At 53.1% G+C, this 17,684-nt stretch carries 15 protein-coding genes and 1 rRNA gene; 8 read left to right on the top strand and 8 right to left on the bottom strand.

The genetic code is table 11. The features are described 5' to 3' along the window. Positions 1–15: 15 nt before the first annotated feature. Entirely contained in the window at positions 16–1,839 is a 1,824-nt protein-coding gene (gene typA, locus NUX24_RS17675; protein WP_047624623.1) for a ribosome-dependent GTPase TypA, read from the bottom strand. 378 nt (positions 1,840–2,217) lie between these two features. Between typA and glnA the strand changes: the two genes are divergently transcribed. From glnA to NUX24_RS17655, 4 genes are all read left to right on the top strand, one after another. Further along, positions 2,218–3,627 (top strand): glutamate--ammonia ligase, encoded by a 1,410-nt coding sequence (gene glnA / locus NUX24_RS17670; RefSeq protein ID WP_023309763.1) that lies wholly within the window; start codon positions 2,218–2,220, stop codon positions 3,625–3,627. A gap of 171 nt (positions 3,628–3,798) precedes the next feature. Further along, positions 3,799–4,848 carry a nitrogen regulation protein NR(II) gene (glnL, locus tag NUX24_RS17665; protein ID WP_047652977.1) on the top strand — a complete coding sequence of 350 codons (1,050 nt, stop codon included), beginning with the start codon at positions 3,799–3,801 and terminating at the stop codon, positions 4,846–4,848. A gap of 11 nt (positions 4,849–4,859) precedes the next feature. Continuing rightward, positions 4,860–6,272, top strand: coding sequence for a nitrogen regulation protein NR(I) (gene glnG / locus NUX24_RS17660; protein ID WP_023309765.1), 1,413 nt, complete (start codon positions 4,860–4,862; stop codon positions 6,270–6,272). 111 nt (positions 6,273–6,383) lie between these two features. Further along, positions 6,384–6,494, top strand: a complete 111-nt coding sequence (locus NUX24_RS17655; RefSeq protein ID WP_023333898.1) for a YshB family small membrane protein — start codon at positions 6,384–6,386, stop codon at positions 6,492–6,494. 72 nt (positions 6,495–6,566) lie between these two features. Here NUX24_RS17655 and hemN read toward each other — a convergent pair whose 3' ends face one another. Together hemN and yihI are read right to left on the bottom strand one after the other, a co-directional pair. Beyond that, positions 6,567–7,940, bottom strand: a complete 1,374-nt coding sequence (gene hemN / locus NUX24_RS17650) for an oxygen-independent coproporphyrinogen III oxidase (protein WP_257833145.1) — start codon at positions 7,938–7,940, stop codon at positions 6,567–6,569. Between the two features lie 188 nt (positions 7,941–8,128). Beyond that, on the bottom strand, positions 8,129–8,644 hold the full coding sequence (gene yihI, locus NUX24_RS17645; protein WP_257833143.1) for a Der GTPase-activating protein YihI: 516 nt from the start codon (positions 8,642–8,644) through the stop codon (positions 8,129–8,131). Between the two features lie 577 nt (positions 8,645–9,221). Here yihI and yihA point away from each other — a divergent pair. After that, complete coding sequence (yihA, locus tag NUX24_RS17640) at positions 9,222–9,851, top strand: ribosome biogenesis GTP-binding protein YihA/YsxC (RefSeq protein WP_023309768.1); 630 nt, start codon at positions 9,222–9,224, stop codon at positions 9,849–9,851. 311 nt (positions 9,852–10,162) lie between these two features. Here yihA and polA read toward each other — a convergent pair whose 3' ends face one another. Beyond that, entirely contained in the window at positions 10,163–12,955 is a 2,793-nt protein-coding gene (gene polA, locus NUX24_RS17635) for a DNA polymerase I (protein WP_257833139.1), read from the bottom strand. Positions 12,956–13,395: 440 nt separating this feature from the next. On the opposite strand from polA, the gene NUX24_RS17630 reads away from it, so the two are divergent. Continuing rightward, the gene (locus tag NUX24_RS17630; RefSeq protein WP_257833137.1) at positions 13,396–14,304 is read left to right on the top strand and encodes an acyltransferase; all 909 of its coding nucleotides are present in this window, start codon (positions 13,396–13,398) and stop codon (positions 14,302–14,304) included. Between the two features lie 23 nt (positions 14,305–14,327). On the opposite strand, the gene dsbA is transcribed toward NUX24_RS17630, so the two are convergent. The 3 genes from dsbA to NUX24_RS17615 all read right to left on the bottom strand — a co-directional run bounded on the left by dsbA (position 14,328) and on the right by NUX24_RS17615 (position 16,310). After that, positions 14,328–14,951 (bottom strand): thiol:disulfide interchange protein DsbA, encoded by a 624-nt coding sequence (dsbA, locus tag NUX24_RS17625; RefSeq protein WP_033146975.1) that lies wholly within the window; start codon positions 14,949–14,951, stop codon positions 14,328–14,330. Between the two features lie 27 nt (positions 14,952–14,978). Further along, positions 14,979–15,965, bottom strand: coding sequence for a serine/threonine protein kinase (locus NUX24_RS17620; RefSeq protein ID WP_257833134.1), 987 nt, complete (start codon positions 15,963–15,965; stop codon positions 14,979–14,981). A 75-nt stretch (positions 15,966–16,040) separates the two neighbouring features. Continuing rightward, on the bottom strand, positions 16,041–16,310 hold the full coding sequence (locus NUX24_RS17615; RefSeq protein ID WP_008501866.1) for a YihD family protein: 270 nt from the start codon (positions 16,308–16,310) through the stop codon (positions 16,041–16,043). 68 nt (positions 16,311–16,378) lie between these two features. Here NUX24_RS17615 and mobA point away from each other — a divergent pair, with 68 nt between their 5' ends. Together mobA and mobB are read left to right on the top strand one after the other, a co-directional pair. Then, on the top strand, positions 16,379–16,963 hold the full coding sequence (gene mobA, locus NUX24_RS17610) for a molybdenum cofactor guanylyltransferase MobA (protein WP_257833132.1): 585 nt from the start codon (positions 16,379–16,381) through the stop codon (positions 16,961–16,963). After that, positions 16,960–17,463, top strand: coding sequence for a molybdopterin-guanine dinucleotide biosynthesis protein MobB (gene mobB, locus NUX24_RS17605; protein ID WP_047652971.1), 504 nt, complete (start codon positions 16,960–16,962; stop codon positions 17,461–17,463). The genes mobA and mobB overlap by 4 nt, the downstream gene beginning before the upstream one ends. 99 nt (positions 17,464–17,562) lie before the next feature. Here mobB and rrf read toward each other — a convergent pair. Then, a 5S ribosomal RNA gene (gene rrf / locus NUX24_RS17600) occupies positions 17,563–17,678 on the bottom strand. Positions 17,679–17,684: the final 6 nt, after the last annotated feature.

Here is a 17,684-nt window from a genome sequence, read left to right as displayed (position 1 = left end):
TAACGCTAACCTGTATTACTCTTCTTTCGCACCGCGCATAGCACGTTTACGATCGTTCTCGGTCAGGTGACGTTTACGGATACGAATTGACTGTGGAGTCACTTCGACCAGTTCGTCATCATCGATGAATTCCAGAGCCTGCTCCAGAGTCATCTTGATCGGTGGAACCAGAACCGTTGCTTCGTCAGTACCGGACGCACGCATGTTGGTCAGTTTCTTACCGGTCAGGCAGTTTACGGTCAGGTCGTTAGAACGACTGTGAATACCGATGATCTGGCCTTCATAAACTTCAGCACCGTGACCCAGGAACAGCTTACCGCGATCCTGCAGACCGAACAGCGCAAACGCAACCGCTTTACCCTGACCGTTGGAGATCAGCACGCCGTTGTTACGCTGGCCCACTTCGCCCGGACGCACGTCGTCGTAGTGGCTGAAGGTGGAGTACAGCAGACCGGTACCGGAAGTCATGGTCATGAATTCTGAACGGAAACCGATCAGACCACGGCTTGGGATCACGTAGTCGAGACGTACGCGGCCTTTGCCATCTGGATTCATGTTTTTCAGGTCGCCTTTACGCTCACCCAGAGCCTGCATCACAGAACCCTGATGCTGCTCTTCAACGTCCAGCGTTACGTTTTCGAACGGCTCTTGTTTACGGCCGTCGATCTCGCGGAAGATTACTTTCGGACGGGAAACCGCCATTTCGAAACCTTCACGACGCATGTTCTCAATCAGAACAGACAGGTGCAGCTCACCACGACCAGAAACGCGGAATGCATCAGCATCTTCGGTTTCTTCAACGCGCAGCGCAACGTTGTGCACCAGCTCTTTGTTCAGGCGGTCAAGGATCTGACGAGAGGTAACAAATTTACCTTCTTTACCACAGAACGGAGAGGTGTTGACGTTGAAGAACATGGATACGGTTGGTTCATCAACGGACAGGGCTGGCAGCGCTTCGACGTTCTGCGGATCGCAGATGGTGTCGGAGATGTTCAGTTCACCCAGACCGGTGATAGCGATGATGTCGCCCGCTTCAGCGATGTCGCTCTCGATACGCTCAAGACCCAGGTGAGTCAGTACTTTACCGACTTTACCGTTACGGGTTTTGCCTTCGCTATCGATGATAGTAACCTGCTGGTTAGGCTTCACTTTACCGCGCTTGATACGACCAATGCCGATTACGCCAACGTAGTTGTTGTAGTCGAGCTGAGAGATCTGCATCTGCAGGGTGCCGTCGAGATCGACGTTTGGTGCAGGAACACGGTCAACAATCGCCTGATACAGCGGGGTCATGTCTTCAGCCATGTCTTCGTGGTCCAGACCTGCGATACCGTTCAGCGCAGAGGCGTAAACGATAGGGAAGTCCAGCTGCTCGTCGGTCGCGTCGAGGTTAACGAACAGGTCGAAGACCTGGTCAACAACCCAGTCAGGACGCGCGCCAGGGCGGTCAACTTTGTTGATAACAACGATTGGCTTCAGACCATGGGCAAAAGCTTTTTTGGTCACGAAGCGCGTCTGTGGCATTGGGCCATCCATTGCGTCAACGACCAGCAGAACGGAGTCTACCATGGACATTACACGTTCAACTTCACCACCGAAGTCGGCGTGCCCTGGGGTATCAACGATGTTGATACGGTAGTCATTCCATTTAATCGCGGTGTTTTTCGCGAGGATGGTAATCCCACGCTCTTTCTCCAAATCGTTGGAGTCCATCACGCGTTCTTGGGTTTCGGCACGCGCATCAAACGTACCGGATTGCTGCAGCAGCTTGTCGACCAGGGTAGTTTTACCATGGTCAACGTGCGCGATGATGGCGATGTTACGCAAATTTTCGATCACAACTTTGCCTCAGGCATTTAGAAATAGCGCGTTATTGTACACGGATTAATCGCACTACAAAACAGGATCACAAACATCCCCCGCAAACAAGTATTGCAGAGATGCTTTGTGATCGCTTTCACGGAGCGGTAAAAGGGCACTTTAACGTAAATTGCACCAATATGGTGCTCAATGTTCACATTGAAGCACTATACTGGTGCAACAAATCCATTGTGGGGCAGCCCTTTTGCACTATGGTGCGCATGATAACGCCTTTTTAGGGTGATTTAAAAGTTGGCACAGATTTCGCTTTATAAAAAATACATGGCACCAGCCAGTACAAACAGAAATTGAAGACCTCGTTACCACGACGACAATGACCAATCTGGAGAGTTAAGTATGTCCGCTGAACACGTTTTGACGATGCTGAACGAACATGAAGTGAAGTTTGTTGATCTGCGCTTCACCGATACCAAAGGTAAAGAACAGCACGTCACAATCCCTGCTCATCAGGTGAACGCCGAATTCTTTGAAGAAGGCAAAATGTTTGACGGCTCCTCCATTGGTGGCTGGAAAGGCATTAACGAATCCGACATGGTTCTGATGCCAGACGCGACCACTGCGGTCATTGATCCGTTCTTCGAAGAACCAACCCTGATCATCCGTTGCGACATCCTCGAGCCAGGCACGCTGCAGGGCTACGACCGCGACCCACGTTCTATCGCGAAACGCGCTGAAGAGTACCTGCGTTCTACCGGCATCGCAGACACCGTTCTGTTCGGGCCAGAGCCAGAATTCTTCCTGTTCGATGACATCCGCTTCGGTGCCTCTATTTCTGGCTCCCACGTGGCTATCGACGACATCGAAGGTGCATGGAACTCCTCCACCAAATACGAAGGCGGTAACAAAGGTCACCGTCCTGGCGTGAAAGGCGGTTACTTCCCGGTACCTCCGGTCGACTCTGCACAGGACATTCGTTCCACCATGTGTCTGGTGATGGAAGAGATGGGCCTGGTTGTTGAAGCTCACCACCACGAAGTGGCGACTGCTGGTCAGAACGAAGTGGCTACCCGCTTCAACACCATGACCAAAAAAGCGGACGAAATTCAGATCTACAAATACGTTGTGCACAACGTTGCGCACCGTTTCGGTAAAACCGCGACCTTCATGCCAAAACCAATGTTTGGCGATAACGGTTCCGGTATGCACTGCCACATGTCTCTGTCCAAGAACGGTACCAACCTGTTCTCTGGCGACAAATATGCCGGTCTGTCCGAGCAGGCGCTGTACTACATCGGCGGCGTAATCAAACACGCTAAAGCGATCAACGCCCTGGCGAACCCAACCACTAACTCTTACAAGCGTCTGGTCCCGGGCTACGAAGCGCCAGTGATGCTGGCCTACTCTGCACGTAATCGTTCTGCTTCTATCCGTATCCCGGTGGTGGCTTCTCCTAAAGCGCGTCGTATCGAAGTGCGCTTCCCGGACCCAGCGGCTAACCCATATCTGTGCTTCGCAGCACTGCTGATGGCCGGTCTGGACGGTATCAAGAACAAGATCCACCCGGGCGAAGCGATGGACAAAAACCTGTACGACCTGCCGCCAGAAGAAGCGAAAGAGATCCCACAGGTTGCTGGTTCTCTGGAAGAAGCCCTGCAGGCGCTGGACGCAGACCGCGAGTTCCTGACTGCAGGTGGCGTATTCACTGACGACGCTATCGATGCTTACATCGCCCTGCGTATGGAAGAGAACGACCGCGTGCGCATGACGCCACACCCGGTTGAGTTCGAGTTGTACTACAGCGTTTAATTAAAGTTGTTTTACCCGGCGCGATAAGCGCCGGGGGTAGTTGCCGTGGAAACTTTTAGCCCATCTCCGGATGGGCTTTTTTCTCCACCAACAACCTGATCTCACGCGCTTTTTACGCCGAAAACGCTATACTGCACTAAATTAGTGCAAACGACTCCAGGAGACTGCTGAATGGCAACTGGCACGCTGCCCGATGCTGGGCAGATCCTCAATTCTTTGATTAACAGCATTTTGCTGGTCGATGACGAGCTGGCCGTTCATTACGCCAACCCGGCCGCGCAGCAGCTGCTCGCCCAAAGCGCACGTAAACTGTTCGGCACACCGCTTCCTGAACTCCTGAGCTATTTTTCGCTGAATATTGGCCTGATGCAGGAAAGTTTGCAGGCTGGCCAGGGGTTTACCGATAACGAAGTCACGCTGGTGATCGACGGGCGCTCGCACATTCTGTCGCTAACCGCGCAACGTCTTCCCGAAGGTCTGATCCTGCTGGAAATGGCGCCGATGGATAATCAGCGTCGACTGAGCCAGGAGCAGCTTCAGCATGCGCAGCAAATTGCCGCCCGTGACCTGGTGCGCGGTCTGGCGCATGAAATCAAAAACCCGCTGGGTGGATTACGCGGCGCGGCGCAGCTTCTGACCAAGGCGCTGCCCGATCCCGCGCTGGCGGAGTATACCAACGTCATCATTGAGCAGGCGGACCGTCTGCGGAATCTGGTAGACCGTCTTCTCGGTCCGCAGCAGCCGGGAATGCACGTCACGGAAAGCATCCATAAAGTGGCTGAGCGGGTGGTGAAGCTCGTCTCAATGGAGCTGCCGGAGAACATCACGCTGGTACGTGATTACGACCCAAGCCTGCCGGAACTGGCCCATGACCCGGACCAGATTGAGCAGGTCCTGTTGAATATTGTGCGTAATGCCCTGCAGGCGCTGGGGCCTGAAGGCGGCGAGATTATTTTACGCACCCGCACCGCCTTTCAGCTCACGTTACACGGCGTGCGCTACCGGCTGGCCGCCCGAATCGACGTCGAGGATAACGGGCCCGGCATTCCATCGCATCTGCAGGACACCCTGTTCTATCCGATGGTAAGCGGTCGCGAAGGCGGAACCGGCCTGGGCTTATCTATTGCCCGCAGTTTGATCGATCAACACTCCGGGAAAATTGAATTTACCAGTTGGCCGGGACATACCGAGTTTTCGGTTTTCCTGCCGATTAAAAAATAAAGGTGACGTTTATGCAACGAGGGATAGTCTGGGTAGTCGATGACGATAGCTCCATCCGTTGGGTGCTTGAACGCGCGCTCACAGGGGCAGGATTAAGCTGCACGACGTTTGAGAGCGGCAGCGAAGTGCTCGACGCACTCACCACCAAAACGCCAGATGTTCTGCTTTCGGATATTCGTATGCCGGGCATGGACGGGCTGGCGCTGTTAAAGCAGATCAAACAACGCCACCCTATGCTTCCGGTCATCATAATGACCGCGCACTCCGATCTGGATGCCGCAGTGAGCGCCTATCAGCAAGGGGCGTTCGATTACCTGCCCAAACCCTTTGATATCGACGAAGCGGTGGCACTGGTTGAGCGCGCGATTAGCCATTATCAGGAGCAGCAACAGCCGCGCCACGCGCCCGATTTTGGGCCAACGACAGATATCATCGGTGAAGCACCGGCGATGCAGGACGTGTTTCGCATTATCGGTCGTTTGTCCCGCTCGTCCATCAGCGTATTGATTAACGGTGAGTCGGGAACCGGTAAAGAGCTTGTGGCGCATGCATTGCACCGCCACAGCCCGCGGGCAAAAGCGCCGTTCATCGCCCTGAATATGGCGGCGATCCCGAAGGATTTGATTGAGTCCGAACTGTTCGGCCATGAAAAAGGGGCATTTACCGGCGCCAATACCATTCGCCAGGGGCGGTTTGAACAGGCTGACGGCGGTACGCTGTTCCTGGATGAGATCGGCGATATGCCGCTGGATGTCCAGACACGCCTGCTACGGGTGCTGGCCGACGGGCAGTTTTATCGCGTGGGCGGCTATGCGCCGGTGAAGGTGGACGTGCGTATTATCGCCGCGACCCACCAGAACCTGGAGCAACGCGTGCAGGAAGGAAAATTCCGTGAGGATTTATTCCACCGTCTGAACGTCATCCGCGTTCATCTGCCGCCGCTGCGTGAGCGTCGGGAAGATATTCCCCGCCTGGCACGCCATTTCCTGCAGGTAGCCGCTCGTGAGCTGGGTGTGGAGGCCAAGCAGCTTCACCCGGAAACCGATGCCGCTCTGACGCGTCTGGCGTGGCCGGGCAACGTGCGTCAGCTGGAAAACACCTGCCGCTGGTTAACCGTGATGGCCGCCGGGCAGGAAGTGCTGATTCAGGACTTACCGGCCGAGCTGTTTGAAGCGACCGCGCCTGAAAGCAGTACCGGGCACGCGCTGCCGGACAGCTGGGCGACGCTGCTGGCGCAGTGGGCCGACCGCGCGCTGCGTTCCGGTCATCAAAACCTGCTGTCTGAGGCTCAGCCGGAGATGGAGCGTACGCTGTTAACTACCGCGCTTCGTCATACGCAGGGTCATAAGCAGGAAGCTGCTCGCCTTCTGGGATGGGGACGTAATACCCTGACGCGCAAGCTTAAAGAGCTGGGAATGGAGTGATCGTACGCCGCTGTGTAAAGCTTATTAATTGAGCGCAAATTGCCGTTATTTTGCGCTTTACTGTTCCGATGAGTTTTGTATGATCGTGCCCGGAAATTGGGGGTGAACATCATGCTGGAAACAATCGTGAATATGCTCTCTAGCGGAGCCGCTGAAAGCCACACGCCACAAACAGCCGTTGCGGCTATGTTGTGCGCGGCGCTGGTTGGGCTGTTTAGCTAGCGAGTTGAACGTAAAAGCCGGGTGGCGGCTTCGCCTTACCCGGCCTACGTTTTGTGCATTTTGCAATGTGCCTTAAATCACCCGCGAGAACTGCTGCAGTCGCGCTTTCTGACGCAGATAAGCGTCAAAGCACATGCAGATATTACGGATCAACAGACGCCCTTTAGGCGTGACCTCAATCGCGATCTCCGACACATCCACCAGCCCGTCTTTCGCCAGCGGTGCAATCAGCTTCAGGTCTTCCGCAAAATAATCGCTGAAATGAAGATCCCACTGCGACTCAACGTCGCTGAAATCGAGACGGAAGTTGCAAATTAGCGCCTTAATCACATCGCGCCGGATGCAGTCGTCGCGCGTTAACGCGATGCCGCGCCACAGCGCGTTGCCCGTTTCATCAACCTGCTGGTAGTAAAGCTTCAGCTCTTTCTGGTTCTGCGCGTAGCAGTCGCCAATCATGCTGATAGCGGAGACGCCCATCCCCAGCAAATCGGTATCGCCCTGGGTTGTGTAGCCCTGGAAGTTGCGGTGCAGAACGCCTTCACGCTGCGCAATCGCCAGCTCGTCATCCGGACGGGCAAAGTGATCCATCCCGATAAACTGATAGCCGGTTTCGGTCAGCGAGGTGATCGTTTCCTGCAGGATATCCAGCTTCTGCTGGGCAGAAGGCAGATCGGCGTCTTTGATTTTGCGCTGGGCAGCAAACAGCGTCGGCAGATGTGCGTAGTTAAAGACGCTCAGGCGGTCCGGGTTGAGTTCGGCCACGCGCTTCAGCGTGAAGGCGAAGCTTTCCGGCGTTTGCTTTGGCAGGCCGTAAATCAGGTCAATATTGGTCGAGGTGAAGCCAATTTCACGCGCATGGTTGAGTAAGGCAAAGATAAATTCTTCGTCCTGCTCGCGGTTCACCAGACGCTGAACCTCTTTATTGAAATCCTGCACGCCCATGCTCAGACGATTGAAGCCTTCGGCGCGTAAGTGATCCAGTACATCGAGCTCAATTTCACGCGGATCGACTTCGATCGAGATTTCAGCGTCGGCGTTAAAACTGAAATTGCCGCGCAGCAGCGTCATCAGGCGGCTTATTTGCGCTTTATTCAGATAGGTTGGCGTACCGCCGCCCCAGTGAAGCTGGCTGACGTGACGGCCAGCAAACAGCGGCGCGCGATGCACAATTTCTTGTTCGAGCGCATCAAGATACTGGTCGGCTTTGTGCTGCTGACGGGTAACGATTTTATTGCAGCCGCAGAAGTAGCAGAGCTTGTGGCAGAACGGAATATGGACGTAGAGCGACAGCGGACGCTCAGGATAGCGCGCGACAGCCTGCTGGAAATCAGCCTCGCCGAAGGCATCGGAGAACTCCAGCGCGGTGGGGTATGACGTATAACGCGGCCCGGAATAGTTATATTTCTGGATTAGGACCAAATCCCAGTCGATAGTTGGTGCTGACATGCTCACTCCTTCCGTTGGTGTCGCGTTCGTATACGGCGGCCCGTTCTGGCCCCATTGCGGGCCATCATTCGGGTGCGCAGCCACTTCTGTCGCCGCGACAACCGCCGTAGTTTAACGAATAACCACACCAGATAACATATAACCGGAAGGGTTATAAGCAGGACTATCGTGCCTGCAGGGTGCAAATGTTAGTTTCCACCCTTCAGAAGGCGCATCATATCTTCCTGCTTCTCGTCTTCTTCTTCATCTTCGTCATCGTCGTATGACAGGCCCAGCTTCTGCATCAGTTCATCGATACGATCCAGTTTGGCATCCACCCATGACTGCTCTTCAGCGGTCAGGGTTTCCCCCTCTTCAAGACGTTCCAGCAGCGCGTCCAGGCGCTCATCGTTCTCCAGCAAATCCAGCTCAGCCTGCGGTGAAAGCATAGGTTTCTCGCTCTTTGGTTTGTGCTGCTTAGTGACCGGGGTGTCTGTCACGCCCAGTGGAATGGGAGTTTTACTGCCGATACGAGGGTCTTTCTGCTGTTTGCCTTTTGCAGAAGCACCCGCTGCACCACCACCGTTGGCACGGCTACCCGCAGCGTGACCGCGATGTTTTTTGTCGCGTTTGCGATCGCGCGCTTCCTGGTTCAGTTCTTCGCGCGTTTTGCGGCGTGCTTTTGCAGGGCGTTTCGCGCCCGCAACGGAGGTTGGTTTTTTCATGATGTTTTATCTTTAAGTCGTTTTCTTCAGTATAGAATTGCGGCGAAATCTAGCAGAAAGCAAGCAAAGAAAAAAGGCGACAGAGCAATCTGTCGCCTTTTTTCCTGACTCACAACCCTTAGCGGGTCAGACATTCCGTGTTTACCAACAACAAACCCTGTTTATCCCTTGGCTAATACCGTCCGTGATACGGTTCCATTTCCTTTTAAAACGCCTCCAGGCGCTGGTCATCCTGACAATCCTGCGTCTTCGCCTCCTGGCGCTCCTGACCCTAATCCTTAAGTCGATTTCCTGTTGGCTTCCTCGCCCTGACGCACACTTTACCTTGTTCCGTTAAACTAACAAGCAACGAAACGGTACAAAAAGGATTTTTCAGACAATTACCCGGAAATAAGCTTATGATTTAAAACAGTTTGGCTTTTTTTACGCCTGCGAATTCTCTGAAATCTCCCATAGCATCACTGGCCTATCTCTCACACCGGCTGGGGCATTTGCCTACACGTCATAGCAATCAGAAAAGCCTTTTGCCTGCATTCGGGTATAATCCCCTTCAGATTACGATTTTGGAGACGACCACGTGACTACCTGGAACTACCAACAGACGCATTTTGTCACCAGTGCGCCCGATATTCGCCACCTTCCTTCTGATACCGGTATTGAAGTGGCATTTGCTGGCCGCTCCAATGCGGGCAAATCCAGCGCCCTGAATACGCTGACCAATCAGAAGAGCCTGGCGCGTACCTCAAAAACACCTGGCCGTACTCAGCTGATCAACCTGTTTGAAGTCGCAGAGGGCAAACGCCTGGTCGACTTACCGGGCTACGGTTACGCGCAGGTACCGGAAGAGATGAAAATCAAGTGGCAGCGTGCGCTGGGTGAATACCTGGAAAAACGCCTGTGCCTGAAAGGTCTGGTGGTGCTGATGGATATTCGCCATCCCCTGAAAGATCTGGATCAGCAGATGATCGACTGGGCTGTAGCAAGCGATATCGCCGTGCTGGTGCTGCTGACGAAAGCCGATAAGCTGGCGAGCGGCGCGCGTAAAGCGCAGGTGAATATGGTTCGCGAAGCGGTGCTGGCGTTCAACGGTGATGTGCAGGTTGAGCCGTTCTCATCGCTGAAAAAGCAGGGCGTGGACAAGCTGCGTCAGAAGCTCGACACCTGGTTTAGCGAGCTGGAACCCGCGACGGAAGCGGAAGAAGAGTAATACCGAGCGCGGCGATAGCCGCGTTTTTTTTGCCTGAATTTTTCTTTGCCGCAATAAAAAACGCCCCAGTCATTACTGACTGGGGCGGCTAAAATATTCAGCCAAATCCGATTACGTGAAGTAAAAGGTCTGAAAGATAGAACATCTTACCTCTGTACCCTACGCCGACAACTCTACCCCTTTTTGTGCTGCAGAAAAAGCACTTTTTGTAGTTTTTTTTCATTCTTTACATAGGGAATTCTAATGATTGTCACAAAACGCGCGTTGTTATGTTGCAAATTTACATAAAAGGCGCGTTATGCGAAGAACCGTTAGTGAGCCTGATCCCAGTTTTCGCCACTTCCAACTTCCACCAGCAACGGCACGTCGAGCTTCATGCTGCTTTCCATCAGTTCGTGGATCTTCTTCGACACGGCGTCGAGGTCGTCTTTGTGCACTTCAAATACCAGTTCATCGTGTACCTGCATGATCATTTTCACGCGAGGCTTCTCTTTTTCCAGCCAGGCATCAACGGCGATCATTGCGCGCTTAATAATGTCCGCCGCGGTACCCTGCATCGGGGCGTTGATCGCCGCACGCTCTGCGCCTGCGCGACGCGCCGCGTTGCTGGATTTGATGTCCGGTAAGTAGAGACGGCGGCCATCCAGGGTTTCGACGTAACCTTTTTCCTTCGCCTGCGCGCGGGTGCGTTCCATATATTCCAGCACGCCTGGATATCGCTCGAAATAGAGATCCATATACTTCTGCGACTCTTTGCGCGGAATGTTGAGCTGGCGCGAAAGACCAAATGCACTCATGCCGTAAATCAGACCGAAGTTGATCGCCTTAGCGCTGCGGCGCTGCTCGTTGGTCACGCTTTCCAGCGGCAAGCCGAAGACTTCGGCTGCAGTCGCCCTGTGGATATCCTTCCCTTCTGCAAACGCGGTCAGCAGGCCTTTGTCTCGCGACAGATGCGCCATAATGCGCAGCTCAATTTGCGAGTAGTCAGCAGAGACAATCAGATAATCCTCTGGTGCGATGAAAGCCTGGCGAATACGGCGGCCTTCTTCGTTACGTACCGGGATGTTCTGCAGGTTGGGATCGGTTGATGAGAGACGACCGGTCGCCGCGACAGCCTGATGGTACGACGTATGCACACGACCCGTTTTCGGGTTGATCATCAGCGGAAGCTTGTCGGTGTAGGTAGACTTCAGCTTCGCGAGGCCACGGTACTGCAGAATCACTTTTGGCAGCGGGTAATCCAGCGCCAGCTCTTCCAGCACCTCTTCAGAGGTTGACGGTGCGCCGCCAGGAGTTTTCTTCAGCGGCTTGATGCCCTGCTTTTCAAACAGGATGGTCTGCAGCTGCTTCGGCGAAGAGAGGTTAAACGGCTCGCCTGCAAGTTCATGCGCTTTTTGCTCGAGCTCGGTCAGACGCTGCGCCAGCTCGCCGGAGTGGTTATGCAGCACCGTTGGGTCGATTTTCACGCCGTTGCGTTCAATGCGGGACAGCACGGGCACCAGCGGCATCTCGATATGCTGGAACACGTTCAGCGGACCTTCATGCTTCTGCAGTTTTGGCCACATCTTCAGGTGCAGCTGCAGCGTGACATCTGCGTCTTCCGCCGCGTAGCGCCCCGCTTCTTCCAGAGCAATCTGGTTAAAGGTGAGCTGATTTTTCCCTTTACCGGCAATCTCTTCAAAGGTAATCGTTTTGTGCTTGAGCCAGCGGTCAGATAAGGAATCCATATCATGGCGGCCCGCGACGCTGTCCAGAATGTAGGATTCAAGCATGGTGTCGAAGGCAATCCCGCGCAGTTCAATGCCGTAGTTTTGCAGAATGCCGCGGTCGTACTTGAGGTTTTGCCCAACCTTGAGCGCCTTTTCGTCTTCCAGGATCGGCTTTAGCAGCTCAAGCACGCGTTCACGGGAGATCTGCTCCGGCGCATCCAGGTAATCGTGCGCCACAGGAACGTAGGCGGCAATACCCGGCTCTGTCGCAAATGACAGACCAACCATATTGGCAGAGATGTTATCAAGACTGTCAGTTTCGGTATCAAAGGCAAAGACCGGCGCCTTTTTCAGTTTATCGATCCAGGCGATCAGCCGTGACTCTTCAAGAATGGTTTCGTAGTTGTCGAAGGAAAGCGCCACGGCTTCTTCTTCCGCCTGCTCTTCTGCGTCAACGACGATCGTCTCCTTCGGCTTTGCAGCAGGTTTAGCCCCTTTCGCCTGCAGCCATTTACCGGCTTCCACGTCAGCGGTCCAGCGCTTGAACTCGTATTTCTTAAACAGGCTCAGCAGATCGTCAGCGGAAGGCTGTTGCACTTCAAGCTGCTCACAGCCCAGCTCCAGTTCGACATCGGTTTTGATTGTGGCCAGCTTATAGGAGAGATAAGCCACCTCTTTGTTCTCTTCCAGTTTTCCGGCCATGGTTTTTGCGCCACGGAAGGAGAGCCCGGCGATTTTATCCGATTCCGCGTAGAGCGTGTCCAGACCACCCAGCCCCTGGAGCAGCGCCTGCGCGGTTTTTTCACCGACGCCAGGGACACCCGGGATGTTATCCGAGGAATCGCCCATCAACGCGAGGAAGTCGATAATCAGCTCAGGCGGCACGCCGTACTTTGTGACCACTTCTTCTGGCCCCAGAATGGTGTTGGTCATGGTGTTAATCAGGGTGATGCCTGGCGTCACCAGCTGCGCCATATCTTTATCACCGGTGCTGATCAGCACAGGACGCCCCATCTTTTCTGCTTCACGCGCCAGCGTACCGATGACGTCATCGGCTTCAACGCCAGAGACGGCCAGCAGCGGCAGCCCCATCGCTTTTACCATGGTGTGCAGCGGCTCAATCTGCGCGCGCAGATCGTCAGGCATTGGCGGACGGTGAGATTTGTAATGCTCAAACAGCTCATCGCGAAAAGTTTTACCTTTCGCATCAAAGACCACAGCCGCATGGGTTGGCTGATACTGAAGGATCAGGCTGCGCAGCATGTTCAGCACGCCGTACATTGCGCCGGTGGGTTCCCCTGCGCTATTGGTCAGAGGAGGAAACGCATGATATGCCCGATACAGGTAAGAAGAGCCATCGACGAGAATAAGAGGGTTTTCTGGGATCTGAACCATAATGTCCGTGCCTTTAATCAATTTATGGGTAAAGGATGCCACAGAAGGATGAAAACATCAGGTATTAGCGCCAGATACAGGAAAAGATTTTGCGATCGTGAGGATCGCTCGCAAAAATCAAACTGTGGATAAGTTTGTGTATATTTTCACTTCATATGAATAACAGACGTAAAAAATACATATGCGCTAATTTTTAGATCTTAATTATCATGCTGTTATAGCATTAGATCTTATCTATATGGTCAACTGATGGCAATTTAGTCTATGTGGATATAAGCCTTGTTAAGCGAGCAATCACAGAGAAATCGTCTGCGACAGGGTAAAAGCGGCCAAATCATCACGTCAAAGCGCCATTAATTTGTCTGTTTTCTGGTAAAATCAGCGCCCGGCGTCGCATAGCCGACCGCTAACTTACAGCTAACTACCTGAAAAAGCTCATCATGCCGAGATTGCTCGCAGCAATAACATTACTGTTAAGCATCATTTTAACTATCCTGGTGACTGTCGCCTGCTCTGTGCCGATCATCATCGCCGGGATCGTTAAACTGCTGCTGCCTGTCCCTGGGGTGTGGCGAGCCGTGTCCGCATTTTGTAATTTCATGATGTACTGCTGGTGCGAAGGACTGGCGATCCTGCTGTGCCTGAATCCGCATCTAAAATGGGATATCAAAGGGGTGGAGAGTCTTAACAAGAAGAACTGGTATCTGCTGATCTGCAATCACCACAGCTGGGCGGACATCGTGGTGTTATGCGTACTTTTTCGCAAACACATCCCGATGAACAAATATTTTCTGAAACAGCAGCTCGCCTGGGTGCCTTTTATCGGGCTGGCCTGCTGGGCACTTGATATGCCGTTTATGAAACGCTATTCGCGCAGCTATTTGATTCGTCATCCCGAGCGTCGCGGCAAAGACGTGGAGACCACGCGCCGTTCCTGCGAAAAGTTTCGCGCGCATCCTACGACCATCGTGAACTTTGTTGAAGGCTCCCGGTTTACGGAAGAGAAGCATCAACAAACTCGCTCCCCTTATCAGCATCTGCTGCCGCCAAAGGCTGCGGGTATTGCGATGGCGCTTAACGTGCTGGGAGCACAGTTCGATAAGCTCCTTAACGTCACGCTCTGCTATCCGGAAAACGATAAGACGCCGTTCTTCGATATGCTCAGCGGCAAACTGACGCGCATTGTTGTGCGTGTCGATCTGGTTCCGATAGATGCAGGGCTACACGGTGATTACGTTAACGATAAGAATTTCAAGCGTCGTTTCCAGCAGTGGCTTAATACGCTCTGGAAAGAGAAAGACGAACAGATAGACAATATTAAATCTTCATACAAAAACGCCGGTCAGTGACCGGCGTTTTTACATCAGCGAAATTACTTCTTTTCAACCAGGTATTTCACGGTATCAGCATACTGCTGTACGAAGATATCCATGCTGCTGGTGTCCATGCCCTGCATGTTCAGCTGGTATTTGCCGTTAACAAACATCGCCGGAACGCCCTGAAGCTGGAGGTCAGCAGCCGCTTTTTCCTGCTGAGCAACCAGAGATTTCACCACAAAGCTGTTCCATGCTGCGTCATACTCTTCACCTTTCACGCCGGCATCAACGAACACTTTACGGATATCCGCAGTGGTCTGAACGGTCTGGGTTTTCTGTACGGCTTCAAACATTGGCGCAGTGATCTTATCTTCCACGCCCAGTGCCATCGCAACCGCCCACGCCTGGGTCAGGTCTTTACCCAATGGGCCCAGGAACTCGACGTGGTACTTGGTCATTTTGGTGCCTTCTGGCAGCTTTTTCTTAACGTTGTCAGACACATGCAGAACCTGCTCGAACTGATAGCAGTGTGGGCAATAGAACGAGAAGAACTCCAGAACCTGTGGCTCGCCAGCGACCGGCTTGTCCAGCGTGATGAACTGTTTTCCGTCGGTAAACTGCGCAGCAGAAGCGCTAAATGCCAGAATCATACCTGCCAGCGCCAGCCAAATTTTTTTCATGATTAACTCTCTCCTGGGTGTGTCCAATTAATACATCGGCGTTAATTGCAGAGGGGGTTCCTGAAGAACCTTAACCTGCTCAGTAAATGTAGATATCTGGCTACGCCAGTAATCCTCTCCGGTAAGCCACGGGAAATTCCGGGGAAATGCGGGATCGTCCCAACGCCTGATTAACCATGCGAGATAATAAACAAAACGCATCGCACGTAAAGGCTCAATCAGGGCAATTTCGTCTGAATTAAACGGGCTAAATTCTTCATAAGCTTCAATAATGGTTTCAAGCTGCATGCGTTGCTCGGCTTTATCACCATTGAGCAGCATCCACAGGTCCTGAACCGCTGGCCCCATACGCGCATCATCGAGATCGACAAACAGCGGGCCATCACGCCAGAGGATATTTCCGGCATGGCAATCGCCATGCAGGCGCAGGACGGAAATATCGTCGCGCCAGAAGGTTTTAACAGCAGCAATGAGCTTATCGGTGGCGTTGAGGAAATCATCCTTTAACGCAGTGGGGATCATGGCAGACGTTTCGAATATTCCGCGTGGCTCAATAAGGTATTCCTGAATCCCGATAGTCGGGCGGGCAATAAAGGCTTTTTTGCGTCCCGTCTGGTGTATGCGCCCAAGATAGCGGGCAACCCACTCCATCTGATCGATATTATCCGCTTCAAACTGGCGGCCACCCAGGCTCGGGAATACAGCGTAGTAAAACCCTTCGTGCGTGAGGAGCGTTTGGTTATTGAATTTTAGCGGTGCGGCAACGGGAACATCGTCATCCAGCAGATCGTGAGCAAACTGATGCTCTTCCTGAATTTGTTCTGCGGACCAGCGTTCAGGACGATAGAATTTTACGACGAAGCGCTGACGATCCTCATCCTGAAACTGATAGACGCGGTTTTCGTAGCTGTTTAACGGTGTTAGCCCGGAATCCACCCGAATACCCTGTTCAAACAGGGCATCCATAATGGTGTCCGGGTGTAATGTCTGGAAAGTAAAAGCCTGGTCGTTCATCCGATCATCCGGAAATTATACGAATGATTCAGGATATCATCTTGTGGCGATTTCGGTGCCGCCGCTTACAAGCTTTTACTCTTTAATTACGCCTCGGGCGCGCAGTAATGCGGTCTTAAAATCTTCCTCATAATCTTTCTGAATACCAGGAATAACAGCATCTTTGGCAGAGTCACGCATTTTAAGGTGATAGATCAGGATGTCGTCAGAAAGGTCTGCCAGATCACCGTCAAAACCTGACTCTTTCGCCAGTTTCTGTAAAAATTGCATCAGATTTAGCTCTGGCTCTTTTTGCCAGGCGGGCTGGAGGAGTTCAATAACTTCATTCAGACGTTTACATTTCATGGTGGTGCTCCTTTCATTTAGAGTGACACGTTAGCAGGGTCAATCCCACAATAAAAGAGGCGATATTCGTGAATCTTAGCCAGGAAATCATTGGGGTCGTTCTGGCAGGTGGCAGAGCGACGCGAATGGGGGGAAAAGATAAGGGGCTTCAACGCCTGAACGGCAAACCCTTATGGCAATGTGTCGCTGATACGCTCGCAGGCCAGGTGTCGACAATGGTCATCAGTGCTAACCGGCATATCGACACTTACCAGCTCAGCGGGTATGCCGTTTACCAGGATATCCTTGAGGATTACCCGGGACCGCTGGCCGGGATGCTTTCGGTCATGCAACAGTCTCACGGAGAGTGGTTCATCTTCTGTCCCTGCGATACTCCGTTTATTCCGTCCTGTCTTGTCGAGCGTTTGTTGCTGCTTCGCGGTACGGCTCCTGTGGTTTGGGTACATGACGGCGAGCGTGATCATCCTGCTATCGCATTGATGCACCGTTCCCTAGCGCCAGCCCTGCAGTCCTATCTGGCTGCGGGAGAGCGCAGGGTGATGGCTTTTATGCGCGAGTCTGGCGGTCATCCCGTTGATTTTAGCGATTTAAAATCAGCATTTGTGAATGTGAATACGTGTGAAGATTTGCAGATGATGCAGGAGAAAAGATGATACCTGTTGTCGCCATTTCCGCCTGGAGTGGGACCGGAAAAACCACGCTGCTGAAAAAACTCATTCCTGCGCTTTGTGCCAGAGGTATCCGTCCAGGATTGATTAAGCATAGCCATCACAACATGGATATCGATACGCCAGGAAAAGACAGCTATGAGCTGCGTAAGGCCGGAGCAGCGCAAACGATGGTAGCAAGTCCTCAGCGCTGGGCGTTAATGACAGAAACGCCGGATGAGGTGCCGCTGGATCTCGCTTATCTGGTCAGTCGGATGGATCACGCCACGCTGGATCTGGTGCTGGTTGAGGGATTTAAGCATGAGGCCGTGCCTAAGATCCTACTGTTCAGAAGCGATGCCGGGCATGATTTCAGCGAATTAACGCTGGATGAGCATGTGATTGCGTTGGCCAGTGATGTTGTATTGCCGCTTGAAGTTCCGATGCTGGATTTAAATGATGTGGAAGGGATTGCGGAGTTTATAGTGGAGTGGAGTGCCATCTGACTTACCGCGGGGCGGTTTCGCCCTACCCGGCCTACAAATTTCTGAGGTGCTTAAACGCAAAAAGGCCATCCTTGCGGATGGCCTCTTCACTTATTTGATGCCTGGCAGTTCCCTACTCTCACATGGGGAGACCCCACACTACCATCGGCGCTACGGCGTTTCACTTCTGAGTTCGGCATGGGGTCAGGTGGGACCACCGCGCTAAAGCCGCCAGGCAAATT

Source organism: Enterobacter sp. HG048 (assembly GCF_024702055.1).
Taxonomy (GTDB): domain Bacteria; phylum Pseudomonadota; class Gammaproteobacteria; order Enterobacterales; family Enterobacteriaceae; genus Enterobacter; species Enterobacter dykesii.
The sequence above is the reverse complement of the archived record's forward strand: the minus strand, read 5'-3'. Positions and strand labels throughout refer to the sequence as shown.

Bases quoted from the DNA above. Each gene is read 5' to 3' on its own strand.
- dsbA (WP_033146975.1), bottom strand. From the start codon at position 14,951: ATGAAAAAAATTTGGCTGGCGCTGGCAGGTATGATTCTGGCATTTAGC.
- glnG (WP_023309765.1), top strand. From the start codon at position 4,860: ATGCAACGAGGGATAGTCTGGGTAGTCGATGACGATAGCTCCATCCGT.
- NUX24_RS17655 (WP_023333898.1), top strand. From the start codon at position 6,384: ATGCTGGAAACAATCGTGAATATGCTCTCTAGCGGAGCCGCTGAAAGC.
- mobB (WP_047652971.1), top strand. From the start codon at position 16,960: ATGATACCTGTTGTCGCCATTTCCGCCTGGAGTGGGACCGGAAAAACC.
- NUX24_RS17620 (WP_257833134.1), bottom strand. From the start codon at position 15,965: ATGAACGACCAGGCTTTTACTTTCCAGACATTACACCCGGACACCATT.
- glnL (WP_047652977.1), top strand. From the start codon at position 3,799: ATGGCAACTGGCACGCTGCCCGATGCTGGGCAGATCCTCAATTCTTTG.
- yihI (WP_257833143.1), bottom strand. From the start codon at position 8,644: ATGAAAAAACCAACCTCCGTTGCGGGCGCGAAACGCCCTGCAAAAGCA.
- NUX24_RS17630 (WP_257833137.1), top strand. From the start codon at position 13,396: ATGCCGAGATTGCTCGCAGCAATAACATTACTGTTAAGCATCATTTTA.
- hemN (WP_257833145.1), bottom strand. From the start codon at position 7,940: ATGTCAGCACCAACTATCGACTGGGATTTGGTCCTAATCCAGAAATAT.
- NUX24_RS17615 (WP_008501866.1), bottom strand. From the start codon at position 16,310: ATGAAATGTAAACGTCTGAATGAAGTTATTGAACTCCTCCAGCCCGCC.
- glnA (WP_023309763.1), top strand. From the start codon at position 2,218: ATGTCCGCTGAACACGTTTTGACGATGCTGAACGAACATGAAGTGAAG.
- polA (WP_257833139.1), bottom strand. From the start codon at position 12,955: ATGGTTCAGATCCCAGAAAACCCTCTTATTCTCGTCGATGGCTCTTCT.